Annotated in this window: 21 protein-coding genes, 1 tRNA gene, 1 rRNA gene and 1 other RNA gene; 13 read left to right on the top strand and 11 right to left on the bottom strand. The window is 43.7% G+C overall.

All coding sequences use genetic code 11. From position 1 onward, the window contains the following. Positions 1 to 95 precede the first annotated feature (95 nt). From ygfZ to HUO09_RS13680, 3 genes are all read left to right on the top strand, one after another. A complete protein-coding gene (gene ygfZ, locus HUO09_RS13690; RefSeq protein WP_167410448.1) occupies positions 96 to 1,070 on the top strand; it encodes a tRNA-modifying protein YgfZ in 975 nt (324 codons plus the stop codon). Beyond that, positions 1,060 to 1,542 carry an aminoacyl-tRNA deacylase gene (locus HUO09_RS13685; RefSeq protein WP_188234341.1) on the top strand — a complete coding sequence of 161 codons (483 nt, stop codon included), beginning with the start codon at positions 1,060 to 1,062 and terminating at the stop codon, positions 1,540 to 1,542. The genes ygfZ and HUO09_RS13685 overlap by 11 nt, the downstream gene beginning before the upstream one ends. Before the next feature lie 568 nt (positions 1,543 to 2,110). Next, positions 2,111 to 2,317 (top strand): DUF1107 domain-containing protein, encoded by a 207-nt coding sequence (locus tag HUO09_RS13680; RefSeq protein WP_042484665.1) that lies wholly within the window; start codon positions 2,111 to 2,113, stop codon positions 2,315 to 2,317. A 115-nt stretch (positions 2,318 to 2,432) separates the two neighbouring features. Here HUO09_RS13680 and HUO09_RS13675 read toward each other — a convergent pair whose 3' ends face one another. The 3 genes from HUO09_RS13675 to HUO09_RS13665 are packed head-to-tail and all read right to left on the bottom strand — an operon-like array spanning position 2,433 to position 5,445. Next, positions 2,433 to 3,662, bottom strand: coding sequence for an FAD-dependent 2-octaprenylphenol hydroxylase (locus tag HUO09_RS13675; protein ID WP_188234340.1), 1,230 nt, complete (start codon positions 3,660 to 3,662; stop codon positions 2,433 to 2,435). Between the two features lie 11 nt (positions 3,663 to 3,673). Then, entirely contained in the window at positions 3,674 to 4,813 is a 1,140-nt protein-coding gene (ubiH, locus tag HUO09_RS13670) for a 2-octaprenyl-6-methoxyphenyl hydroxylase (RefSeq protein WP_223159460.1), read from the bottom strand. A gap of 56 nt (positions 4,814 to 4,869) precedes the next feature. Next, on the bottom strand, positions 4,870 to 5,445 hold the full coding sequence (locus HUO09_RS13665) for a YecA family protein (RefSeq protein ID WP_188234338.1): 576 nt from the start codon (positions 5,443 to 5,445) through the stop codon (positions 4,870 to 4,872). Between the two features lie 241 nt (positions 5,446 to 5,686). On the opposite strand from HUO09_RS13665, the gene zapA reads away from it, so the two are divergent. The 5 genes from zapA (at position 5,687) to serA (ending at position 9,247) form a co-directional block, all read left to right on the top strand. Beyond that, positions 5,687 to 5,995, top strand: coding sequence for a cell division protein ZapA (gene zapA, locus HUO09_RS13660; protein ID WP_167410453.1), 309 nt, complete (start codon positions 5,687 to 5,689; stop codon positions 5,993 to 5,995). A gap of 19 nt (positions 5,996 to 6,014) precedes the next feature. After that, positions 6,015 to 6,198, top strand: a non-coding RNA gene (gene ssrS, locus HUO09_RS13655) — 6S RNA. 2 nt (positions 6,199 to 6,200) lie between these two features. Next, positions 6,201 to 6,785: a 5-formyltetrahydrofolate cyclo-ligase gene (locus HUO09_RS13650; protein ID WP_188234337.1), complete on the top strand. Its 585-nt coding sequence runs from the start codon at positions 6,201 to 6,203 to the stop codon at positions 6,783 to 6,785. A gap of 325 nt (positions 6,786 to 7,110) precedes the next feature. Beyond that, positions 7,111 to 7,767, top strand: coding sequence for a ribose-5-phosphate isomerase RpiA (rpiA, locus tag HUO09_RS13645; RefSeq protein WP_167413242.1), 657 nt, complete (start codon positions 7,111 to 7,113; stop codon positions 7,765 to 7,767). Positions 7,768 to 8,017: 250 nt separating this feature from the next. After that, the gene (gene serA / locus HUO09_RS13640) at positions 8,018 to 9,247 is read left to right on the top strand and encodes a phosphoglycerate dehydrogenase (protein WP_167413243.1); all 1,230 of its coding nucleotides are present in this window, start codon (positions 8,018 to 8,020) and stop codon (positions 9,245 to 9,247) included. 120 nt (positions 9,248 to 9,367) lie between these two features. Here serA and ilvN read toward each other — a convergent pair whose 3' ends face one another. From ilvN to HUO09_RS13610, 6 genes are all read right to left on the bottom strand, one after another. After that, entirely contained in the window at positions 9,368 to 9,862 is a 495-nt protein-coding gene (gene ilvN / locus HUO09_RS13635) for an acetolactate synthase small subunit (protein WP_167413244.1), read from the bottom strand. A gap of 1 nt (position 9,863) precedes the next feature. After that, entirely contained in the window at positions 9,864 to 11,585 is a 1,722-nt protein-coding gene (locus tag HUO09_RS13630) for an acetolactate synthase 3 large subunit (protein ID WP_188234336.1), read from the bottom strand. 446 nt (positions 11,586 to 12,031) lie between these two features. After that, positions 12,032 to 13,834 carry a long-chain fatty acid--CoA ligase gene (locus HUO09_RS13625; protein WP_167413245.1) on the bottom strand — a complete coding sequence of 601 codons (1,803 nt, stop codon included), beginning with the start codon at positions 13,832 to 13,834 and terminating at the stop codon, positions 12,032 to 12,034. A gap of 197 nt (positions 13,835 to 14,031) precedes the next feature. Continuing rightward, positions 14,032 to 14,991: a transcriptional regulator LeuO gene (leuO, locus tag HUO09_RS13620; RefSeq protein ID WP_167413246.1), complete on the bottom strand. Its 960-nt coding sequence runs from the start codon at positions 14,989 to 14,991 to the stop codon at positions 14,032 to 14,034. Positions 14,992 to 15,397: 406 nt separating this feature from the next. Continuing rightward, positions 15,398 to 16,444, bottom strand: coding sequence for an MJ1255/VC2487 family glycosyltransferase (locus HUO09_RS13615; protein ID WP_188234335.1), 1,047 nt, complete (start codon positions 16,442 to 16,444; stop codon positions 15,398 to 15,400). Then, positions 16,441 to 16,974 carry a phosphatase PAP2 family protein gene (locus HUO09_RS13610; protein ID WP_167413248.1) on the bottom strand — a complete coding sequence of 178 codons (534 nt, stop codon included), beginning with the start codon at positions 16,972 to 16,974 and terminating at the stop codon, positions 16,441 to 16,443. The genes HUO09_RS13615 and HUO09_RS13610 overlap by 4 nt, the downstream gene beginning before the upstream one ends. A gap of 497 nt (positions 16,975 to 17,471) precedes the next feature. Between HUO09_RS13610 and leuA the strand changes: the two genes are divergently transcribed. The 5 genes from leuA (at position 17,472) to HUO09_RS13585 (ending at position 23,173) form a co-directional block, all read left to right on the top strand. Next, complete coding sequence (leuA, locus tag HUO09_RS13605; protein WP_167413249.1) at positions 17,472 to 19,025, top strand: 2-isopropylmalate synthase; 1,554 nt, start codon at positions 17,472 to 17,474, stop codon at positions 19,023 to 19,025. A 73-nt stretch (positions 19,026 to 19,098) separates the two neighbouring features. Further along, positions 19,099 to 20,190 carry a 3-isopropylmalate dehydrogenase gene (gene leuB, locus HUO09_RS13600; RefSeq protein WP_188234334.1) on the top strand — a complete coding sequence of 364 codons (1,092 nt, stop codon included), beginning with the start codon at positions 19,099 to 19,101 and terminating at the stop codon, positions 20,188 to 20,190. A gap of 79 nt (positions 20,191 to 20,269) precedes the next feature. Continuing rightward, on the top strand, positions 20,270 to 21,667 hold the full coding sequence (leuC, locus tag HUO09_RS13595; RefSeq protein WP_167413251.1) for a 3-isopropylmalate dehydratase large subunit: 1,398 nt from the start codon (positions 20,270 to 20,272) through the stop codon (positions 21,665 to 21,667). Between the two features lie 17 nt (positions 21,668 to 21,684). Continuing rightward, positions 21,685 to 22,287 carry a 3-isopropylmalate dehydratase small subunit gene (gene leuD, locus HUO09_RS13590; RefSeq protein ID WP_167413252.1) on the top strand — a complete coding sequence of 201 codons (603 nt, stop codon included), beginning with the start codon at positions 21,685 to 21,687 and terminating at the stop codon, positions 22,285 to 22,287. Positions 22,288 to 22,390: 103 nt separating this feature from the next. Further along, entirely contained in the window at positions 22,391 to 23,173 is a 783-nt protein-coding gene (locus HUO09_RS13585; RefSeq protein WP_188234333.1) for a DUF547 domain-containing protein, read from the top strand. 62 nt (positions 23,174 to 23,235) lie between these two features. Here the strand turns inward: HUO09_RS13585 and rrf are convergent. Together rrf and HUO09_RS13575 are read right to left on the bottom strand one after the other, a co-directional pair. Beyond that, positions 23,236 to 23,351, bottom strand: a 5S ribosomal RNA gene (gene rrf, locus HUO09_RS13580). 35 nt (positions 23,352 to 23,386) lie between these two features. Continuing rightward, positions 23,387 to 23,462: transfer RNA gene (locus HUO09_RS13575), tRNA-Thr, on the bottom strand. Positions 23,463 to 23,564: the final 102 nt, after the last annotated feature.

Here is a 23,564-nt window from a genome sequence, read left to right as displayed (position 1 = left end):
AATCAACTAGGGGCTCAATCACAGTCCCAATCAAGCTGACAAAAAAACTTATCCGGATTACCATAGATCAATATTGTTCACTATGGTTGAGTATCATGGATTGGAAAAACACTTTCTCTCCCCTATCTGTCAATGCTGATGACGCTTTGCCTGAGCTCATGCTCACACATCTAGCATCTTGGGGCGCGATTCAAATTGTAGGTACAGATGCTAAGTCTTACTTGCAAGGACAAGTTACCTGTAACGTGGTTTCTCTGGAAGCGGAGCAAATGACTTTTGGTGCACATTGCGACGCAAAAGGAAAAGTCTGGTCTGTCTTTCGCATTTTTCACCATAACGATGGTTATGCAATGTTTCAGCCGCTTTCAGCCATCGACGTAGAACTGCGCGAACTAAAGAAATATGCAATTTTCTCCAAAGCTGAGATAACCCACAGCAGCGATATTGCTCTAGGTTTAATAGGTGCACAAGCCCAAGCTTGGATTGATTCTCATAGCGAAACTCGTGGCGATGTTCGCTCTATCGAAGGCGGAAGTGCCGTAAAGATTGATTCGCAACGTTGGCTACTATTGGTTGACAGCGAGCAAGCAGAAAAGATCATCAATGGTACTGAAGCCGCTAAAGTTGATGAATCGCTCTGGACACGATTTGAAATAGAGCAGGCTTACCCAGTGGTAACGCAAGCCGAGCAAAATGAGCACATTCCACAAGCGCTCAACCTTCAAGCCCTAAATGGCATCAGCTTTAATAAAGGTTGCTATACAGGACAAGAAACCGTAGCGCGAGCCAAGTATCGTGGCATCAACAAGCGTGCAATGTACATTGTTAAAGGCAGCATAGAGTCACCATTGAGCAACGATGAAATCGTTCAGTTGGAACGTTCTGTCGGTGAAAACTGGCGTTCAGCAGGCCAACTTATGGTTCACTACACCTTTACTGATAATACAGCGATTGGTTTGGTTGTACTGCCAAACAATTTAGACCAAGAAACAGAATTCAGGCTGTCTTCACAGCCGGACACTCGCTGGACTATCGAAGTGCTTCCTTATTCATTAAACGATGACGAATAAAGTTAGCGAGACAAAACTCACTCAATTCCTTGAACAGCAGCAAGTGGCTTTCCGCTTGCTGCACCATCAAACACCTGCAACTACCATTGAAGATGCGGCAAATCAACGCGGAATCACGCCAAATCAAATGGTTAAGTGCATCCTGCTTCGTGATATGGGCGGCCAGTTAGCGCTAGCTTGTGCTCCAGGAGACAAAAGTGTTGATCCGAAAAAAGTTCGAACGCTTCTGCAATGGCGACGCATGACATGCGTAAATATGAAAGATGTCGAATCTATAACCGGATACCAGCTTGGAACGGTCACTCCTCTCTTGCTTAAAACATCAATGCCCGTCATTTTTGACCATCAAATTCTTGAACAGCCTGTTGTCACCATCAGTAGCGGCTCCTCAATGGCTGGTATAGCCCTTCAAACTCAAGACCTGATTAAGCTTTGCTGCCCCACTTTTGCACACATTCAGCGCGAAGAATGAACTAAATTGATGCAATGCATTACAATTTATAGCGATCAACATCACACAAACAAAAACCACCAAATGAATTTTTAATCATTTAGGATCAATAAATAGTCATTTAGTAAATTTTAAAGTAATCTCCAACCGTTGGTTAAAGCTCATTCAGAATGTGTGATTCTGGGTCCCCTTCACCAACAAAAAAGTGAATCCACTGATTGTTTCAGGACATCCACTTTTTGTGTAATGCATCTGTGACTTTTGCCCGCACTATTTTTGCGGGCACTTTTTTACCTAACGCTGGCACGAATTTCGCATTCATATTGATTAAGAGAATGTAAATTGGGTTATTCTTTTTTGTGTAATATTCATCTGGCTCAATAAGCACGCCAGAAAATCTTGGGTTCCATTGATGGTTTTCATTTGAGGCTCTGGTCACACAAATTAGGATATTTACCCAAAAAACTGCATAGAACCACACATTAATATAAATACGTCAGCCAAAACTGCATAAAGCACCATTTAAGTCACACTTACTTTATGCTGATTTTAATATACTAAAGGTGCTGAACAACGTAAGGATCGAAGTATGAGACTGTTTAAGCGCTACATGCCTGGAATGATTGCTAAACATGTTAGCCGTCTTTTTAAAGGAAGAATTTATATCTACGGAATTGGAACATTCGAATTTGATAACGGTAAGTTGATTTTGCCAGAACGCGCTGAGCATCGACATTTTCAGACCGTGAAAGAAGTGAATCTAGAAATCAAAAAATTACGCTGTGCGTACGCTTAAATAGAGCTTCTCATCGAACGAGTTTCACATCAAATTTGATACAACGTTAAGTTTAAAAAGGGTTGGCAATTGCCAACCCTTTTACGTTTCTGACCTATATAGCTCACACAGAGTATTAAATCATCGGTTGCGCATTATTCACTTTGGCCAAATCAGGCAAGTTGCCTTTCAATCCAAGCGCACGCTTCATGATCTCATCTTTGGCGCCTGGTAGCTGACCAGCCAGACGCATACCGATACCACGGATCAACTTCTTGGCTGGGTTATTACCTTCAAATAAGTCCTTGAACCCTTGCATCGCTGCAATCATCTTTGCCGCTTCAGCCTTGCGCCAACGCTCATAACTGCGCAGATTGCGTTTACTGCCAATGTCTTCACCGCGATTCCAAAGCTCAATCACTTCTTGCGCCAAACTAGCAGCATCTAAGAAGCCAAGGTTTACACCTTGTCCAGCAAGTGGATGAATGGTGTGTGCCGCATCACCAACTAAAGCGACTCGTTCTGCAACGAAATCTCGTGCATAACGCATCTTCAAAGGAAAAGCACTTCGTTCGCTAACAACTTTGCACAGTCCGAGTCTAGAATCGAACTCTGCCGTCAACGTTTTATTAAACTCACTATCGCCCATGGCGACTAACTGTTCCGCTCGGTTGGGATCAGTCGACCAAACAATAGAACTCATATTCGGATCGCCAAGAGGCAGAAAAGCCAGTGGACCTAATGGCGTGAATACCTGACGAGCTACTTGCTGATGCGGCTTATGAGTGTGAACATTTGCCACGACAGCACTGTGTCCGTAATCCCAATGAGTCAGAGGGATATCTTGCTGTTTACGAACCCAAGAATTTGCCCCATCAGCACCGACGACTAGCTTGGCCGTAAGTGTCTGTCCATTATTCAGGGTTAGCCACGCTTCGCTTTCTCCGATCGCCATTTTTTCACAACTTGCAGGCATAAATAGAGAAACGTTGTCTTGCAGCTTCACCTGATCAAGCAATGCCAGTTGAATGACACGGTTTTCGACGATATGGCCTAAATCTGGTTGAGTGAGGCTGTTTGCATCAAACTCTATGCGAGCAAAACTGTCTTGTTCCCACACTTCCATCGCTTGATATGGCGAAGCTCGTCGCATAGTAATGCCTTGCCACGCGCCTAAATTTCTTAGAATCACTTCACTTGAGCGGCTTAAAGCAGACACTCGGGTATCAGGTTGCTCAGCCAATCCTTCATGAGGAAGATTTCCTTCAATCACTGCAATTCTTAAATCGGTATGCTTAAAGGCCGCAGCTAAAGCTAAACCAACCATTCCGCCACCGACAATTGCAATATCTACACTTCGCATCATTTTCGAGTACCTTATCGATTAACCACACCCAAGGTGCGGCGTAACAGCGGAGTTTTTAGCACCGGAATGTTATCCATCACTGCTAATCCTAAATTTCTTCCAATACGCAGAGTTAGCCAGTCATTAGAAAACAGATGAACCAGACTGGAAGTTAGCGTAATCGTTGCCGTTCTGTCGTTGTCACGTCTACGCTTAAATTCTGTCAAAAGTCGGTAACTTCCCACATCCTCAGCATGAACGATCTCTTCAGCCAAACTGGCAACATCTCGTATACCAAGATTGAAACCTTGCCCCGCAATAGGATGAAGTGATTGAGCGGCATTCCCCACAATGGCAAACCGATGTGAGATATTTTGTTCTCGATATCTCAATAACAACGGATACGCGCTTCTTGCACCCGTTCTTTCAAGCTTACCTAAACGCCAACCAAACTCAGCTTGTAATTGATTGAGAAACACGTCGTCGTCAAAAGCCATAACAGTTTGTGCTTTATCTGGTGGTAAACACCAAACTAACGACATTCGATTATCACTCATAGGCAATAACGCTATCGGACCATGAGAGGTAAATCGCTCAAACGCACGACCTTGATGAGCTTCGCTCGCGACCACATTTGCAATGATGGCGACCTGTTCAAAATCGTGTTCTTGTAATGGCAAGCCTACTTGTTCACAACAAGTGGAAACAGCGCCATCAGCCGCTACTAGTAGCTTAGCTTCTATTTGTTCACCGTTAGATAAAATCGCTGTGACTTTATTGATATTGCGCTCTATGCTCTGAATACTTAACGGGCAATACAGAGAAATGCTGGATGTATTTTCCATTTTTTCAGCATAGATTCGTCCGACATCAGCCAACTCAACCACATAACCTAATGCGTTAACACCCACTTCTTCTTTCGTGATATCGGTCATTCCTGCATGAGAACGATCAGAGACATGAATATGCTCAATAGGCGTAGCAACAGACTGAAGCGAGGACCAAAGTCCAAAACGTTGTAGGATTTGAACGGTTCCATAAGACAGAGCAATTGAGCGTGCATCAAATCCCGGATGTTGCTGATGATTGGATTGAAAAGGCTCAACAACCGCAACAGATAAGCGGCCTTGACTCAATTGATGCAATGCCAGAGCCAGCGTAGCTCCAGCCATAGCACCACCAGCAATAATCACATCAAACGATTTTACTTGGCTCACAGTCCTTGCCCTTAGTGAATAGTTGGTGCTTTGTCTTGCTCTGGTTTAATGCCCAGCTCTGCGTGCAGAAGCAAAGCACAAGCTTTGACGTGCTCCAGTACCTGCTCTAATAGGTGTGCTTGCTCTTCCAGATCATCGTCTTCATCAATGCCTAGCTTGGTAATTTCTTCAAGGTCTTCTAATGCTTCTTTTGCATCTGATGACGCTTTATTAAGAGAAGCCCCCGCTAAACCTAAACCTGAGATAAAGTGGTTTACCCAATCCGCGACGCCATCAGCAAAATCAAACAGCGCTTCAGGGCCATCACCAACCGGAAGAACAAGGCTCAACTCTAGCGTTGTGTCCGTCAGCTCAGCATTAGTTGCTGCTAAAAGTTGTTTCGCCATTTCAAGCGCTTTAACTGGCCAGCCCATGCCATCATTGGTGTAGTCGAAAATCAAAGGCTGCCAGCTGTCATCTTTCAAACTTAATCCACCAGCTAACATGCCAGTCAATAAACCGTGCAGCTCAGCAGGATTTATGCCTAACGAAGCTGATTTCAGCTCGCCAGATAAAATGTCGTAAGTCGGAAATGTAATGTCGCTCATAACGGGCTCATAATCAGAAAAATAAGCCCAATCCTACCACTTCAACACTCATGCGAAAACGCTCAAGTTACCAATTGTGGCTAGGTTTTACGCAAATTGACTAAGAACTGAGTTTTCGTTGCTCATTTTTGATAGATAATCGGGAAAAGCTTGAATCTTGAGAGCGCTTTACCTATAGTTTCCCCCACGATGGTCACTTGAGAAGTATCATCTTTGGCGATATGAATAGAGTTCATTTATCATGAGTAATCAAGCGGTTGACGTTGAAATTTTAGGTAAAGTGACACGGGTAAATTGCCCAGCGGGTCAGGAAGACTCTCTGATTAGTGCAGCCCAAGATCTCGACCGACGATTAAAAGAAATGACTGACCGCACAAAAGTAACCAATGAAGTGAAGCTCTTAACTATTGCGGCGTTGAACATTTGCTATGAGTTGCAAACTTATCAGCAGCAAAATAATGGTCAGCAGCAAGAAATCAGTGAACGCATGGAAAAGCTCACCGTTTCTCTAGAAGAAGCTCTCAATAAGGTGACACTGGAACGAATCTAGACGTCCGCCATCAAAAGTATTTACCCTGGGGTGTTTGTCAGTGGATTTAAGTCCCCGAGCCGATAAGCAATACCCAAGGATTAGTACTTAGTAGCTATTGAGCAAGCTTGGCTCGTACCGAGAAGCCTACGGTTACCATTGCTGATCCGCCTTGAACTAGCTGGTTCAAGGGCCACAATCTACAACGGCACTCTGGGGTTCCCTAATGTTGTATTCACGACAAGAACTAAGAACACTTATTCGCGAAAAACGCAATCAACTTGCCAGTGATGTTCAGTTTCAGGCAAGCCAAGATCTTATCGAACGTTTTTCTACTCTGCCAGAAATGCACACATGCCAGCGGATTGCTCTCTATCTGTCGACCGATGGCGAACTGGATACCCAACCGTTAATTGAATGGCTTTGGTCACAAGGTAAACATATTTACCTACCTGTCTTGCACCCTTTTTCTGCTGGTCATTTACTGTTTCTGCATTATCAGCCAGAGACACCGATGACTTACAACAAATTTGGCATTCTTGAGCCTAAGCTCAATCAAACCCTGATTTGTCCGGTGAAAGAACTGGACCTTATCTGCACGCCACTGGTTGCTTTTGACTCTCAAGGTCATCGACTAGGCATGGGCGGAGGCTATTACGACCGAACGCTCGAACCTTGGTTTACGACAGGTAAAGGAGCGTCTCCATTAGGTTTGGCCCATGACTGCCAGCATGTCGACGAACTGCCAACTGAAGAGTGGGATATTCCCTTGCCTAAAATTGTTACTCCTAGCCAAATTTGGCAGTGGTAAGCTCCTTATTTACCACTTACAAGACCAAGCATCACTGAAGTGACGTATACCCAAACTACTTGGAGTTGCAGGTAGGCGGCAAGTGAGTGAATCCCCATGACCACAAATTACCATGCGTGATTGGGGTGAACGAACGTAGCCCCCATAGCAAAACATAAAGCCCTGCTGCTTCAAGTAGGAAGGGTATGACTTCAATTATTCGGAAACCGAAGTACATCTCTCAATCTTTTGCGTATATAATCCCGCGCACGCTAACGTTTATATAAAACATACAGCTTTCACTTAGAAATCAAGTTTTCTCAAAAAATCGTCTCAGGAGATGGGCATGACTCAAGATGAAATGAAAAAAGCTGCCGGTTGGGCTGCACTTAAATACGTAGAAAAAGGCAGCATTGTCGGCGTTGGTACTGGTTCAACAGTGAATCACTTCATCGATGCTTTGGGTTCAATCAAAGATGATATTAAAGGCGCGGTATCAAGCTCTATCGCTTCAACTGAGAAGCTTAAAGGTTTAGGTATTGAAGTTTTCGATTGTAACGATGTCATGAACCTAGATATCTATGTTGACGGTGCTGATGAAATCAACCCTCAACGTGAGATGATCAAAGGTGGTGGCGCAGCATTGACTCGTGAAAAAATCGTTGCCGCTATTGCCGATAAATTTGTTTGTATCGTTGATGATACAAAAGCTGTTGATGTGCTGGGCACATTCCCGCTTCCAGTTGAAGTTATTCCAATGGCTCGTTCATACGTAGCTCGTGAGTTAGTTAAATTGGGCGGTGACCCAGTGTACCGTCAAGGGGTTGTGACCGATAACGGTAACGTAATTCTAGACGTTCACGGACTACACATTACTGATGCTAAAGACCTAGAAGCAAAGATTAACGGTATTGCAGGTGTGGTAACCAACGGTCTGTTCGCTATTAGCGGAGCCGATGTGGTGATCACTGGTACTCCTGAAGGCGCCAAAATCGAAGAATAATTCTATAAAACGAGCTATTTTCGTTATTAGATTACAAACGGCACCTATGGTGCCGTTTTTGTTGCTTTCCTATAAAGAAAATTATGCCTTATTCCGTAATTTTCTTACCCAATCACAAAAAAATTTGATAACTTAATGGTCATAACAAACGCAACGAAAACGTTTGCTTTTTTAATTTAGATTAATAATTGTGTAGTTCGCTTGATGTTTCACGCATCAGCCCTCCCTTTCCATTTTAAGGACGAGAATAATGGCCAAAGTTTCACTGGAAAAAGAAAAAATTAAGATACTACTCCTTGAAGGGCTTCATCCATCTTCGGTAGAAGTTCTGCAAGCTGCTGGCTACACCAACATTGAATACCACAAGGGTTCGCTCGAAGAAGGTGAACTGATTGAAGCAATCAAAGATGTTCATTTTATCGGTATTCGTTCCCGTACTAACCTGACAGAAAAAGTGATTAAAGCTGCAGATAAACTGGTAGCAATTGGCTGTTTCTGTATTGGTACAAACCAAGTAGATCTTGATGCTGCCGCTGTACGCGGTGTTCCAGTGTTCAACGCACCATTCTCGAACACACGTAGTGTTGCAGAACTTGTTCTGGGTGAAATCCTACTTCTATTACGTGGTATCCCTGAAAAGAATGCGCTTGCTCATCGCGGTATTTGGAAGAAGAGCGCAGACAGCTCATACGAAGCTCGTGGTAAAGCTCTAGGTATCGTCGGCTACGGTCACATTGGTACTCAGCTAGGTATTATCGCAGAGAACTTAGGTATGCGTGTTTACTTCTACGATATCGAAAACAAGCTGTCACTGGGTAATGCGACTCAGATTCATACCATGAGTGAACTGCTGAATAAGTGTGATGTTGTTTCTCTCCACGTTCCTGAAACACCAGAAACAAAGAATATGATGGGTAAAGAGGAATTTGACCGCATGAAGCCGGGTTCAATCTTCATTAACGCAGCACGCGGCACGGTAGTAGATATCCCTGCGCTATGCGATGCGATGGAATCTGGTCACCTAGCGGGTGCAGCCATCGACGTATTCCCAACAGAACCAGGTTCAAACAAAGAAGCGTTTGAATCTCCGCTAATGAAATTCGATAACGTAATTCTGACTCCTCACGTGGGCGGTTCAACTCAAGAAGCACAAGAGAATATCGGTATTGAAGTTGCTGGCAAGCTAGCGAAATACTCAGATAACGGTTCTACACTTTCAAGTGTAAACTTCCCTGAAGTTTCACTACCAGAACATCGTCAATGTTCTCGTCTGTTACACATTCACGAAAACCGTCCGGGTATTTTGACGCAAATTAACACCATTTTTGCATCAGAAGGCATCAATATCGCAGCTCAGTACCTACAAACAACGGCAAACATCGGCTATGTGGTTATTGATGTTGAAGCAAATCGCTCGTTAGAAGCACTGGATAAACTAAAAGGCATCGAAGGCACTATTCGCGCACGTATCCTTCACTAATCTTTTAGTCTCTAAAACTGACCACCAGCTGAAACGGGTGGTTAAGTGATAGAAAGTAAAAAACCAGCCAATCGGCTGGTTTTTTCGTTCAATGAGATATTTTGCTAAAGCGATGGATTGTTAGCTACGTAGTGCTCTCTCACCACGTGCAATACCAACAACACCACTGCGGGCAACTTCAACCACATCTGTCACTTCAGCCATTGCCTGAATGAAAGCATCGAGTTTTTCGCTGGTTCCTGCAAGCTGAACTGTATATTGAGAAGCCGTTACATCAACGATTTGACCTCGGAAAATATCCGTTGTGCGATTCACTTCCGTGCGAGCGAACCCCGTCGCTTTCACTTTAATCAACATCAGCTCACGTTCAATGTGCTCACACTCTGTCACTTCCTGAACTTTAAGCACATCAATTAGCTTATGCAGTTGTTTCTGAATCTGCTCAAGCTGCATCTCAGTAGAGGTCGTGGTCAGGTTTAAACGCGATAAAGTGCCATCATCAGTAGGAGATACGTTCAAACTCTCAATGTTGTAGCCTCGTTGAGAGAACAGACCAACAACGCGAGACAAAGCACCAGGTTGGTTTTCCATCAATATTGAAATAATGTGTCTCATCTTAGGTTCTCTCCGTTTTGCTCAACCACATTTTATCCATACCCTCGCCTTTGATTTGCATTGGGTACACGTGTTCAGTTTCATCGACATTGATATCAACAAAAACCAATCGGTCTTTCATATCTAATGCTTTTTGCAATCCTGCTTCTAGCTCATCAGGTGTGTTGATTCGAATACCAACGTGACCATAAGCTTCTGCAATCGCTGCAAAATCCGGTACTGAACTCATGTAGGAGTTAGAGTGTCGCCCTTGATAAATAATGTCTTGCCACTGTTTCACCATGCCTAGGAAACGGTTGTTCAGGTTAATGATTTTCACTGGAATATCGTATTGCAATGCGGTTGATAGTTCCTGAATATTCATCTGAATACTACCGTCACCAGTTACCACCACCACTTCTTCTTTCGGCATGGCAAACTTAACGCCCATACCAGCAGGTAAACCAAAGCCCATAGTGCCTAAGCCACCCGAGTTGATCCAACGGCGTGGTTTATTAAACGGATAGTAAAGTGCAGCAAACATCTGATGCTGGCCAACGTCTGATGCCACATACGCATCACCATTGGTCAGTTTAAATAAGGTTTCAATGACTTGTTGAGGCTTAATACGTTCACTTGAAGTTTCATAAGACAAGCATTTGCGATCGCGCCACACTTGAATTTCGCGCCACCATTCATCAATGGCTTCAGCATCATTACTGCCGTCTTGCTCGCCAAGGAGTTGAAGCATGGTTTCCAGAACTTGATCGGCTGAACCTACGATTGGCAGATCAACTTTCACGTTCTTAGAAATAGATGATGGATCGATATCGATATGCATGATCTTCGCATCTGGGCAATATTTCTCAAGATTGTTGGTGGTTCGATCGTCAAAACGAACACCCACACCGAAGATCAAGTCTGAATTGTGCATGGCCATATTCGCTTCATACACACCGTGCATACCAAGCATACCTAAGGCATTCTTATGTGTTCCTGGGAACACGCCTAAACCCATGAGTGTGCTGACTACAGGTAAATTCAGTTTTTCAGCTAGCTGCTGCACTTGTTCGTGAGCGCCAGAGATAGAGGCACCACCACCCACGTAAAGCACCGGTTTTTTCGCTTCTAATAGTGCTTTTAATGCCTTCTTGATTTGCCCTTTGTGACCTGAAGTCGTTGGGTTATAAGAACGCATTTTAATCGATTCTGGGTAATGGTATGGAAGCTTAATCTGTGGATTCATTACATCTTTAGGTAGATCGATCACCACTGGACCAGGGCGACCGGTCGATGCAATGTAAAAGGCTTTTTTGATCGTTTCTGGAATATCTTCTGCTTTCTTCACTAGGAAGCTGTGCTTAACGATCGGGCGAGAAACACCAACGATGTCACACTCTTGGAAAGCATCATTACCGATCAGATTGGTTGCCACGTTACCTGAGATTACGATCATCGGGATCGAATCCATGTATGCCGTTGCGATACCAGTAACTGTATTTGTTGCGCCAGGGCCAGAGCACACTAGCACAACACCCGGTTTACCCGTAGCACGTGCATAGCCGTCAGCCATGTGAGTTGCAGCTTGTTCATGACGAACAAGAACATGCTTTATTTTTTCGGTTTTTTCGTGGAGGGCGTCGTAGATATCAAGAACGGAACCACCTGGGTAGCCAAAAATTTGTTCTACGCCTTCTTCGATCAGAGACTGAACGACCATCTCTGCGCCGGATAACATTGCCATATTTTCTCCTTACCAGAATCCGATTAACGCGGTCGGTTAATTGGTCTGGTTTTACATAGTCTAGGGCTTATTCGTAGCCTAATTCGAAAACTTTCCGCTTTCAGCTATGTCCCGCTTTTGTCATAACAAAAGCTAAGGTAACGAAACAACTTTAACCCTTTCTTAGCATTAGGTCTAACCACTAATTTGATACAATCTCGGCGATATATTGCAGAAGCTTATTCAACAAGTATCAAAGATTACCTCAAAGCATCGATACAGAGGATAGTTTTAGAACGACAATAAAAAACGGTACAAAATATTCACACCTGTCGAGTAATGTACGGCGAAACACGCTACTTTCTGCCACATATAAAAAAATCCCCAGCAAGAGATAATCTCACTGGGGATCGATGTTTATTGTCACTGTTTAGAAAGCACGGTATTTAGAAATCAGTAAGGAGAAACTACTTTTTCTTTTCCTGATACATCTCTTCAATCTCATCTTGATAGCGAGTGTTGATCACTTTACGGCGCAGCTTTTGCGTCGGAGTTAACTCACCTTCATCCATAGAGAAAGCTTTCGGTAGCAGCTTGAATTTTTTCACCTGCTCAAACTTCGCCAAACCATCTTGAAGTTCATTAATGCGTTTTTCGAACATCTCTAATACTTCGCTGTTTTTCAGTAATTCCAAACGGTCGTGATATTTGATATTCAGCTCTTTAGCATGTTCTTCTAACGCATCAAAACAAGGAACAATCAGCGCCGATACAAATTTACGTGTATCAGCAATAACAGCGATTTGTTCGATGAAGTGATCTTTACCGATTGCTCCTTCAATAACCTGAGGAGCAATATATTTGCCACCCGACGTTTTCATTAGCTCTTTGATGCGATCGGTAATAAATAGGTTGCCATGTTCATCGATATGACCAGCATCACCCGTTTTTAAGAAACCGTGTTCATCAAATGTCTTAGCTGTCTCTTCCGGCATCTTATAGTAGCCGCGCATCACCATTGGACCGCGAACTAAAATTTCATTGTTTTCACCAATCTTAACCTGAGCACCCGGCATAGAAAGACCAATAGAATCTGGATTGAAGCATTTGTCATCCCAGCAAGAAACCGTTGCCGTTGTCTCGGTCATACCATAACCAAGTTTCACGTTAATTCCGATGGCATGGAAGAAACGGCCAATGGTTTCATCTAACTTCGCACCGCCACATGGCATAAAGTTGATGCGCCCACCTAGCAATCCTCGCAGTTTAGACAAAACCACTTTGTCCGCGATGCCATAGCATTTAGTGAGTAACCAGGAAGGTTTACGCTGTTCTTGATGACATACCGCCATCTTTGCGCCCATATTGACGGACCAAGTAAACATGACTTTACGAATAAACGATGCTCTAGCCACTTTCTCGTGGATAGCAGAGAAAATCTTTTCATAAAAGCGCGGAACCGCGCACATCACCGTTGGACGAACTTCACTCAATGCTTCACGTACGTAAGAAACATCATGTAGGTAGCAGTTAGTCGCACCTTTATAAAGTACGTAAAAAGTCCAAGCTCGTTCAAATACGTGAGAAAGCGGTAGGAAACATAACGAAACATCGTCTTGAGTTAAATTAAGACGCTGATCATGTCCCTCTAGCTGTGCACCGATATTACGGTAATCCAGCATCACACCTTTCGGCTGACCTGTGGTGCCAGAGGTATAGATTAGGGTAATCAGATCTTCAAAGTTAGCCTGAGCAATACGAGCTTCTAGCTCTTCACGATCTGACTCTTGCCCCAACACGGTAAATTGAGACCAATGAATAGCACTCTCAAAGCCCTTCAGGTCAATGTTGTCGTCCATAGCGACGACAAGCTGAAGTTGTTCGCATTGTTCGAATATGTCCAAAGCGATGTCATATTGAGGCTGTTCACCAACAAAGAGAATTTTGACATCTGCATCTTGCAAGATATAGGCAGACTGATCGGCGGTATTGGTCGGATAGATAGGGACAGTGACGGCTCTCAATTGCAATGCTGCAAAATCAGCAATAGTCCATTGAGGAATATTGTTGGAGAAAATACCAACCTTATCCTGAACGCCAATATGTTGAGAAAGAAGCGCTAACGATAACGCGTCGATTTGCTGCCCAAATTGTGTCCAACTAATGCTTTTCCATGCATCCCCTAGTTTATGTTTCAGGGCACTACGATCACCGTTGTGAGCAACTTGCTCACGAACACGTTTAACGATATGAAAATCTAAATTAGTCATCTATCTACCTATAGCTTACACCTGTAAGCCTAATCGAGCGCACAAGTGTACCGATTGAAAGACAAAAGGCAACTGACAAACATCAAACTTATGGATAATTTTAGACGTAACAAACAATAAAAAAACCTTGAGTTGGTCTTCCTTCCCAAGGCTTTTACTTAACATCCTGTTTTAAATAATTAACGTAAAATTACGTCTTATTTGCGAGCAATTACTTCGCGGCAAATCATCATCAATTGATCTCGTAACCAAATGTGACCACGGTCTTTTTCGCTTGACTCATGCCAGCTTAAGTAACCACTGATTTTTGCGTTCTCGAACGGGAAGTCTAGAATTTGTAACATGTCTGCATTTGCAACGTTTTCTACCATCCAACGAGGAGCGACAGTGACGAGCTCAGACTGACCAACCACGTACAGTACGTTGCTTAAACTCGTGCCTTCATAACTTGAAGAGCAATACAATTCTTGATAAGCCTGCTCTGAAAAACTACGTTGGCCGTGAATTTTTGATAGCTTCGCATGTTTCTCTTGCATTAGCTCATCGCGGGTCACTTTACCTTGAATGCGAGGATGAGATTTCGCTGCGACAACGACTAATTCATCTTGGAAAAGCTCAGTGCTAGAGAAACCCTGACCATCAAAATGCGCATAATCGATAACAAAATCAGTATCTTGATAACGCATACGTTCCGCCAACATTCGGTCAAATTCAGCGTCTAAGTGCAACTGAATACTTGGCGCGATTTCATGGATGGTTTCCATGATTTTCGGAGCAAAACGAATATCACACGGGCTACAAATAGCCAATTTGAACAAGCGACTTGATGTTTCTGGCGCAAATACAGAGCTTGGTAACTCATTACGGATAAGTTGAAGAGCCTGGCGAATAGGACCAAACAACTGACGAGCACGTTGAGTAGGCTGAATACCACGACCTTGGCGCATGAACAGTTCGTCATTAAACATCACTTTAAGACGAGCAACCGCATTACTTACCGCAGGTTGCGACATACCAAGATTATGAGCTGCACGAGTAATATTTTGCTCTTGCATTACAGCATCAAAAACCGTCAGTAGGTTTAAATCGACACCACGTAAAACGCTTTCCATACGATAACTAGAAATGGCTCCCATGCCGCCGTTTTTATCTAACATTCGCTATACCTCTAAATTAATCTATCCAATCAAATATCAAACATTCGTAAGCGAATAGATAACCTGTACTTTTATTATTGGTTGTTTGGATATTTTCAAGCTGGCCCAACTATGATTCATTCGTTTGCCGAATGGCAATAGCATCAAGGGAAAGTCAGATTTTTTGACATCAGAAAGAGGAATAAACCTACAAAACACAAGCATTACCAAGCTCTATCGAAAGTATCAAAAGAGATAAAGACTAACGTTAGAAAGAGAGGGTTCAGATATAAAAGCATTGATATTAACTATATTTAAATCCAATTATTGGGGGTAATTTCAGTACCGGAAAATAAAAAATTGCAGCCTATAAGCTGCAACTTTTATTTTTCATATATAACGGCTAGGAGCAGCTAAATATCAGAAGTTAATTAACCGAAGCATAACTGGGGAAATCGACTTGTTGCCATAAACCGTCACATAAATCTTGTTGATTGGACCAATTCCCCTGCAAGATCCATTCGACAATGGCTTTAGCAACATTAGGATAAATTACCCGTTCAGCCTGCTTTTCATCTAGCCATTTGCTCACCGATGAAACATCCAGAAAATCCATTGCGGACGCCAGACCAAGGGTTTCCAAAGTAGCCACATTACTCTGCTGCTCAAACTGCCCCATCAAAGGTTTCAATAACAGTTTTTTACCTAGTGAAAGAGCCTCTGAAGGCAACTCAAATCCACCGTTGGCAATCACGCCATCACAGCGATGGAGATGGTACTGAAAACTGCTATGACATAGCGGTCTTAACTCAACGTTTTCTACCGTTTCCGGTTCAATAACCTGAGGGTGATAACAGATAAAAGATTTGTTCACGAAGCGAAATAGCAACTCACACACTTGATCAACATCTTCAAAAGGCAGGTAAACCAAAATGAAGTCTTGATTCAACATCTCTTGCGAAGTGGTATGAACAATCGGTGGCAGTATCGGTTGATCAAAATGATACCAGTGTAGGCCCAAATTATGCTTTGCTGGCGCAAATCGCTGCATGATTTGCTTATCCAACCAACTGGCACCCTTTAATGGCACTGGGTAACGAAACGCATTTTGGTGGCTGATACCAATCACTTCCTTCTTTTGGCGCTTGGCCGCCCACGCAGACACAGGTTCAAAATCATTCAGAATCAGATCATAACCCGATAAATCCAATTGGCGGATTTCATGCATGAGTTGCAAAGGGCTATTATTCAATGCGGTTTGGAGATAATTTACCCGCCCTTGCTCAAACACAAAGGTTAATCCACGACGGATTTGGTAGTCACCGAAACTCTCCATAGAGAAAAACTTTTGCGCTTCGCGACCGGAAAACAAGAAATCCACTTTCGCATCAGTCTGTTTGAAAGCTTCACTCATTGCCCGAGCACGCGCAATATGACCATTACCGGTACCTTGAACACCATACAAAATTTTCAAAAATTCATCTCCAACAACTGCATTGAAATCGTTGCACAGCTAGCACCAAGAATGGCGCCAATAATCACATCCGTTAAAAAATGCACACCAAGCAGAATTCTCGCACTGCCAATGAGTGCCGCCCACATAAAGGCAACCTCATAACCATCTGGATAGAACTGACCTATCAAGGTTGCCATCACAAATGCCGCAGCGGTATGACCTGAAGGCAAGCTATAACGATCAGACGGAGTAATAAAAGCAGTTAATACGGGCGAAAGCTCTTGAGGTCGTCGGCGTTGGAAGCTGTTTTTTAGCAACCAGTACAATGGCAGTTCGATCGCAAATGCCACCAACCCCGCAGCTAAGAAGTTTGAGCCATGGCTACCACCAATCGCCCAAGCCAATGCACCAAATAGAGCATATAAATGTCCATCTCCGGTATGGGAGACCGCTTTACTGATCCTCGCGACTGGCTGATTAAACCTGTGCTGTAGACAAAGCATCGAAAAAGCTAAATCAAGTTTTGCGATGGGCTTGATGGTTTTCATGGCATCCCCTTACTTTCAATTGAAAATGCTTCAAATAGAAATGTTCCTACCTCCAAGCTAAAAGCTATAGATTGCAAATCCGTGACTGTTTGTTTGTAAATGGATGACAGTTAGTCGTAGTACAGCAATAAATTTGTTTACCTTAGTCTTACACTCAAGCTTAAATGGGTTACATTGGCGACATGCTTTCAACAACAAACTGCTGATTTTTGCCTTATTGACGAAGTAACTGCTCCGATATGAACAAAAAAATGACTTTAGGGTTGACGCGCTCGGTTGAGTACGGTACTAATTTGTTAATTCAAATTTGTGGATGTTAATAATGACAATTCGTTCTTCTCTGCTCCTGAACCTGCTCCTTATCGTGAATCAATCGCGCGGGTAATGAGTGGACGGAAGACACCACAACAGATTTACAAGAACCCGCACACGATGCGGGTTTTTTTATAACTAAATTCAGGAAGTAAACGATTAACTCTTCGAGTAAGGAAGTAAACATGAACGATCAGGTCATCATATTCGATACAACTTTGCGCGACGGTGAGCAGGCGTTGTCAGCAAGCCTAACGGTAAAAGAGAAGCTGCAAATCGCTTACGCACTGGAACGCTTAGGTGTTGACGTGATCGAAGCGGGCTTCCCAGTTTCCTCACCGGGCGATTTCGAGTCTGTACAAACTATCGCGAAAAATATCAAAAACAGCCGAATCTGTGCGCTTTCACGTGCCGTTGCGAAAGATATCGATGCGGCTGCTGAAGCGCTAAAAGTAGCTGAACAGTTCCGAATTCATACCTTCTTGGCAACATCAACCATCCACGTTGAAGACAAGCTTCGTCGTAGTTATGACGATGTCGTAGAAATGGCGGTGAAAGCGGTTAAACATGCTCGCCAATATACTGATGATGTGGAATTTTCTTGTGAAGATGCAGGGCGTACACCTATCGACAACCTATGCCGTATGGTTGAAGCGGCTATCAATGCAGGTGCTCGCACTATCAACATTCCAGACACGGTAGGTTACACAGTGCCAAGTGAATTTGGTGGCATCATCCAAACCCTATTCAACCGTGTACCAAACATTGATAAAGCGATTATTTCTGTTCACTGTCACGATGACTTGGGTATGTCTGTTGCAAACTCCATTGCAGCAGTTCAAGCCGGTGCTCGCCAAATCGAAGGCACTATCAATGGTATCGGTGAACGTGCTGGTAACTGTGCCCTAGAAGAAATCGCCATGATCATCAAAACTCGTCAGGAGTTTTTGGGCGTTCATACAGCTATCAAACACGAAGAAATTCACCGTACCAGCAAGTTGGTAAGCCAACTATGCAATATGCCGATTCAGAGCAACAAAGCGATTGTTGGTGCAAACGCATTCAGCCACTCTTCAGGCATTCACCAAGATGGTATGTTGAAAAACAAGAATACTTACGAAATCATGACGCCTGAGTCGATTGGCTTGAAAAACCAAGCACTTAACTTGACTAGTCGCAGCGGTCGCGCAGCAGTGAAGAGTCATATGGACTCCATGGGTTACAACGAAAACGAATACAACCTAAACGCGTTATACGAAGACTTCTTGAAACTGGCGGATCGCAAAGGCCAAGTGTTCGACTATGATTTGGAAGCGTTAATGCACTTCTCAAATCTTCGCGATGAAGATGATTACTACAAGTTGAACTATTTGAGCGTTCAATCTGGTAGTGTAATGGCGACAACCAGCGTGAAAATGCGTTGTGGCGACGAAGAGAAATGTGAAGCGGCAGTTGGCAATGGTCCTGTAGATGCTTTATATCAATGTATCTACCGCGTGACTGGCTATGACATCGTGCTAGACAAGTTCGACTTAACCGCAAAAGGCGAAGGCGAAGATGGCTTAGGTCAGGCAGACATCATTGCGAATTACAAAGGACGTAAATACCACGGCACAGGCGTATCAACCGATATTGTTGAAGCCTCTGGTCAAGCGCTATTGCATGTAATTAACAGCATTCATCGCGCAAATCAAATTGAAGAAATTAAACAGAAGAAGAAAGTCATTGCTGGCGTTTAATTCGCTTCCAAAATACAAGCAATGACAGCAAACACAACATTGAACGAATTATCAAAATTAGTGAAGGACTCGCATGACAGACAAAACGTATAAGATTGCCGTATTATCAGGTGACGGCATCGGCCCAGAAGTAATGCAACAAGCACACAAAGTACTTGATGCCATCGAACAAAAACACAAATTAACTTTCGTGCGTGAAGAACATGACGTTGGTGGTATTGCAATTGATAACCACGGCTGCCCACTTCCTGACAGCACACTTCGCGCTTGTGAAGAATCAGACGCTGTTCTTTTCGGTTCTGTTGGCGGTCCAAAATGGGAACACCTTCCACCAAACGAACAACCTGAGCGTGGCGCGCTTCTACCACTACGTAAACATTTCCAATTGTTCTGTAACTTGCGCCCAGCACAGATCCACAAGGGACTAGAAGCGTTCTCTCCTCTTCGTGCGGATATTTCTGATCGCGGTTTTGATATTGTGGTTGTGCGTGAGCTAACGGGCGGTATTTACTTTGGTCAACCTAAAGGCCGTGAAGGTGAAGGCGCTAACGAGAAAGCGTTTGATACTGAGGTTTACCATCGTTTTGAAATCGAACGTATCGCTAAGATTGCTTTTGAATCAGCTCGTCTACGCCGTAAGAAAGTCTGTTCTATCGACAAAGCAAACGTACTTCAAAGCTCGATTCTATGGCGCGAAGTCGTCACTGAAATTGCAAAAGATTACCCAGATGTTGAGTTATCACATATGTATATTGATAACGCGACTATGCAGTTAATTAAAGACCCATCTCAGTTTGACGTCATGCTATGTTCAAACATCTTCGGTGACATTCTTTCGGATGAATGTGCAATGATCACTGGCTCTATGGGCATGCTTCCATCTGCAAGTATGAATGAAAGCAAGTTTGGTCTTTATGAGCCCGCGGGCGGCAGTGCTCCTGACATCGCAGGTAAAGACATTGCTAACCCTGTCGCGCAAATCCTTTCTGCAGCACTAATGCTTCGTTACAGCTTAGGTGAAGAAGCGGCTGCACAAGATATTGAAGCTGCAGTAGGCAAAGCACTATCAGCTGGCGAATTAACAGCAGATCTGTCAGGCAGCAAGCCTGCTCTAACCACTTCACAAATGGGCGACAAGATCGCTGAATACATTCTTAATTCATAATAATTAGTACTCTCGCCAGCCAATGGCTTTTCTATAAGTCATTGGCTAGTCAAGAAGAGCGAGACAAGGAAGCAAACACATGGGCAAAACACTGTATGAAAAAGTCTACGACGCTCACGTCGTAGTTGCCGCTCAAGGCGAAAACCCAATTTTATACATCGACCGTCATTTGGTTCATGAGGTGACATCACCTCAAGCGTTTGATGGCTTACGCGAAAAAGGACGCAAACTGCGCCAAGTAAGCAAAACCTTCGCAACCATGGATCACAACGTTTCAACGACGACGAAAGACATCAATGCATCTGGCGAAATGGCTCGTATTCAGATGCAGACACTAGCTAAAAACTGCGAAGAGTTTGGCGTTACCCTTTACGACATCAATCATAAATACCAAGGTATTGTTCACGTAATGGGCCCTGAGTTAGGTATTACTCTTCCGGGTATGACTATCGTTTGTGGCGACTCTCACACGGCTACACACGGCGCATTTGGCTCTCTGGCATTCGGCATCGGTACATCTGAAGTTGAACACGTCATGGCGACTCAGACGCTAAAACAAGCTCGCGCTAAAACGATGAAAATCGAAGTCAAAGGCAAAGTCGCTCCGGGAATTACTGCAAAAGATATCGTTCTAGCCATTATAGGTAAAACAACTGCGGCTGGCGGTACAGGCTACGTAGTGGAGTTCTGTGGCGAAGCGATTCGCGATCTTTCTATGGAAGGTCGTATGACGGTATGTAACATGGCTATCGAGCTAGGTGCAAAAGCCGGTTTGATTGCTCCAGACCAGACAACCTTTGATTACATCAAAGGCCGTAAGTTTGCTCCAACAGGCGCAGATTGGGATGCAGCAGTTGAGTACTGGCAAACACTGAAAACCGACGACGATGCGAAATTCGACGCAGTTGTAACACTAGATGCAGCAAGTATTCGTCCTCAAGTCACTTGGGGAACCAACCCTGGTCAAGTAATTGCTGTCGATACGCCAATTCCTTCACCAGAATCTTTTAGCGATCCGGTCGAACGTGTATCTGCTGAAAAAGCGTTGGCATATATGGGACTAGAAGCTGGCAAAATGCTATCAGACTACAAGGTCGATAAAGTCTTTGTTGGTTCTTGCACTAACTCTCGTATTGAAGATATGCGTGCAGCAGCCGCCGTTGCCAAAGGTAAGAAAGTAGCATCACATGTACAGGCACTAATCGTTCCGGGCTCTGAGCAGGTAAAAGCTCAATCAGAAGCTGAAGGCTTAGACAAAATCTTCATCGAAGCCGGTTTTGAATGGCGTTTACCAGGCTGTTCTATGTGTCTGGCGATGAACAATGACCGTTTGGGTGCGGGAGAGCGTTGTGCATCAACTTCAAACCGTAACTTTGAAGGACGTCAAGGTCGTGATGGTAGAACTCATCTAGTTAGCCCTGCAATGGCTGCAGCAGCAGCGATTGCTGGTCACTTTGTCGATATTCGTAACAACTAAGGATAGAGGATATTTAAATGGCAGGTTTTCAAAAACATACAGGCTTAGTTGTTCCTCTAGATGCAGCGAATGTCGATACCGATGCAATTATTCCTAAGCAGTTTCTACAGAAAGTAAACCGTATTGGTTTCGGCAAGCACCTATTCCATGACTGGCGCTTCCTAGATGATGCTGGAGAGCAACCAAATCCAGATTTCGTCATGAACCAAGATCGCTACAAAGGGGCAAGTATTTTGCTAGCACGTGAGAACTTCGGTTGTGGTTCTTCTCGTGAACACGCACCATGGGCGCTTGCTGACTATGGTATTCAGGTGATGATCGCTCCAAGTTTTGCGGACATTTTCTATGGCAACTCTATCAATAACCAAATGGTTCCTGTTCGTTTAACAGAGCAAGAAGTTGATGAGATTTTCCAATATGTCCAAGCAAACGAAGGGGCGCAGGTTACCGTTGATCTGGAAAAAATGATTGTGACGGCAAACGGTAAAGAATATGGATTCGAAATCGATGAATTCCGCCGCCACTGTTTGCTAAATGGTCTAGACAACATTGGTCTGACTCTGCAACACGAAGCAAAAATTGCAGAGTATGAAGCGAAAATTCCTTCATTCTTAAGATAACGAAATGATAAAGGGTTGCAGGCAAGCAACCCTTTTTTATCACTGAAATAAAACACGATTAATCTTGGTCTTATTATCTACATACCCTTTAGCTGACACGTTTATGAAAAGACTCCTCGCGTTCGCACTTTTGCTGTTCTCACCACTTTCGTTTTCGGCACCTAAATCCGATCTATGGTCTTATTGGGATGTCAGCAATCAACAAAGCAGTACCTCGTTATCTCACCACAAATGGCAAGCCATTCTAGACATTTATCTAATCTCTCAGGGTGAATACACCTTGTTTAAATACGCTCAAGTCACACCATCAGACAAAGAAAAGCTCACTGAATATTTATCTGAGTTATCGAAAACCGATCCTAGAGAACTGAATAAAAAAGAACAGTATGCGTATTGGGTAAATCTCTATAACGCCCTTACAGTACAGCTAATATTGGATAATTACCCTATTGCTTCAATCACCAAAATCGGTAGTTGGTTTGGTTTTGGTCCATGGGATGATGAAATCGCAAATGTGGTAGGAAAGCCTTTAACGCTCAATGATATAGAGCATCGAATTTTAAGACCAATTTGGGGAGATCCGAGAACACATTATGCGATCAATTGTGCCAGCTTAGGATGTCCCAACCTGCAACCAAAGGCATTCACCGCGGAAAACACTGAGCTTCTGTTAGAAAAAGCTGCACGTGAATTCATCAATAGTGACAAAGGTGTTTCGTATCAAGATAACCATCTGACCCTTTCATCTATTTATGATTGGTTTGCGGAAGATTTTGGTAACCGTCCTCAATTATTCGAGCATCTGAGTAAATACCGAACTGGAGTAAGCCATTATCAAGGGGATATAAAATATGAGTACGACTGGAAATTGAATGAAAAGAAATAACAGACAGCTCGGTTAATGGATACGAAAAAGCCCCTGTATCTCTACAGGGGCTTGGAAATAAAGCCTAGCGATGTCCTACTCTCACATGGGGAGACCCCACACTACCATCGGCGCTATTATGTTTCACTTCTGAGTTCGGCATGGAATCAGGTGGGTCCACAATGCTATGGTCGCTAAGCAAATTTTGTGACCGCTTATCGCAAGTCTAATACATGGTGCTGATACCCAGAATCGAACTGGGGACCTCATCCTTACCAAGGATGCGCTCTACCGACTGAGCCATATCAGCAAGAAGCTGTGTCTTCAAGACTAAAAAAGCCCGTCGTTAGACGGGCTCCTTTTTAAATATGAGCCTGGCGATGTCCTACTCTCACATGGGGAGACCCCACAC

The sequence above is a fragment of the Vibrio sp. Y2-5 genome (assembly GCF_014596725.1).
GTDB lineage: Bacteria > Pseudomonadota > Gammaproteobacteria > Enterobacterales > Vibrionaceae > Vibrio.
Note: the sequence above shows the minus strand (reverse complement) of the source record. Positions and strands in the feature narration are given on the sequence as shown.

Bases quoted from the DNA above. Each gene is read 5' to 3' on its own strand.
- ygfZ (WP_167410448.1), top strand. From the start codon at position 96: ATGGATTGGAAAAACACTTTCTCTCCCCTATCTGTCAATGCTGATGAC.
- HUO09_RS13685 (WP_188234341.1), top strand. From the start codon at position 1,060: ATGACGAATAAAGTTAGCGAGACAAAACTCACTCAATTCCTTGAACAG.
- HUO09_RS13680 (WP_042484665.1), top strand. From the start codon at position 2,111: ATGAGACTGTTTAAGCGCTACATGCCTGGAATGATTGCTAAACATGTT.
- HUO09_RS13675 (WP_188234340.1), bottom strand. From the start codon at position 3,662: ATGATGCGAAGTGTAGATATTGCAATTGTCGGTGGCGGAATGGTTGGT.
- ubiH (WP_223159460.1), bottom strand. From the start codon at position 4,813: ATGGCTGGAGCTACGCTGGCTCTGGCATTGCATCAATTGAGTCAAGGC.
- HUO09_RS13665 (WP_188234338.1), bottom strand. From the start codon at position 5,445: ATGAGCGACATTACATTTCCGACTTACGACATTTTATCTGGCGAGCTG.
- zapA (WP_167410453.1), top strand. From the start codon at position 5,687: ATGAGTAATCAAGCGGTTGACGTTGAAATTTTAGGTAAAGTGACACGG.
- HUO09_RS13650 (WP_188234337.1), top strand. From the start codon at position 6,201: ATGTTGTATTCACGACAAGAACTAAGAACACTTATTCGCGAAAAACGC.
- rpiA (WP_167413242.1), top strand. From the start codon at position 7,111: ATGACTCAAGATGAAATGAAAAAAGCTGCCGGTTGGGCTGCACTTAAA.
- serA (WP_167413243.1), top strand. From the start codon at position 8,018: ATGGCCAAAGTTTCACTGGAAAAAGAAAAAATTAAGATACTACTCCTT.
- ilvN (WP_167413244.1), bottom strand. From the start codon at position 9,862: ATGAGACACATTATTTCAATATTGATGGAAAACCAACCTGGTGCTTTG.
- HUO09_RS13630 (WP_188234336.1), bottom strand. From the start codon at position 11,585: ATGGCAATGTTATCCGGCGCAGAGATGGTCGTTCAGTCTCTGATCGAA.
- HUO09_RS13625 (WP_167413245.1), bottom strand. From the start codon at position 13,834: ATGACTAATTTAGATTTTCATATCGTTAAACGTGTTCGTGAGCAAGTT.
- leuO (WP_167413246.1), bottom strand. From the start codon at position 14,991: ATGTTAGATAAAAACGGCGGCATGGGAGCCATTTCTAGTTATCGTATG.
- HUO09_RS13610 (WP_167413248.1), bottom strand. From the start codon at position 16,974: ATGAAAACCATCAAGCCCATCGCAAAACTTGATTTAGCTTTTTCGATG.
- leuA (WP_167413249.1), top strand. From the start codon at position 17,472: ATGAACGATCAGGTCATCATATTCGATACAACTTTGCGCGACGGTGAG.
- leuB (WP_188234334.1), top strand. From the start codon at position 19,099: ATGACAGACAAAACGTATAAGATTGCCGTATTATCAGGTGACGGCATC.
- leuC (WP_167413251.1), top strand. From the start codon at position 20,270: ATGGGCAAAACACTGTATGAAAAAGTCTACGACGCTCACGTCGTAGTT.
- leuD (WP_167413252.1), top strand. From the start codon at position 21,685: ATGGCAGGTTTTCAAAAACATACAGGCTTAGTTGTTCCTCTAGATGCA.
- HUO09_RS13585 (WP_188234333.1), top strand. From the start codon at position 22,391: ATGAAAAGACTCCTCGCGTTCGCACTTTTGCTGTTCTCACCACTTTCG.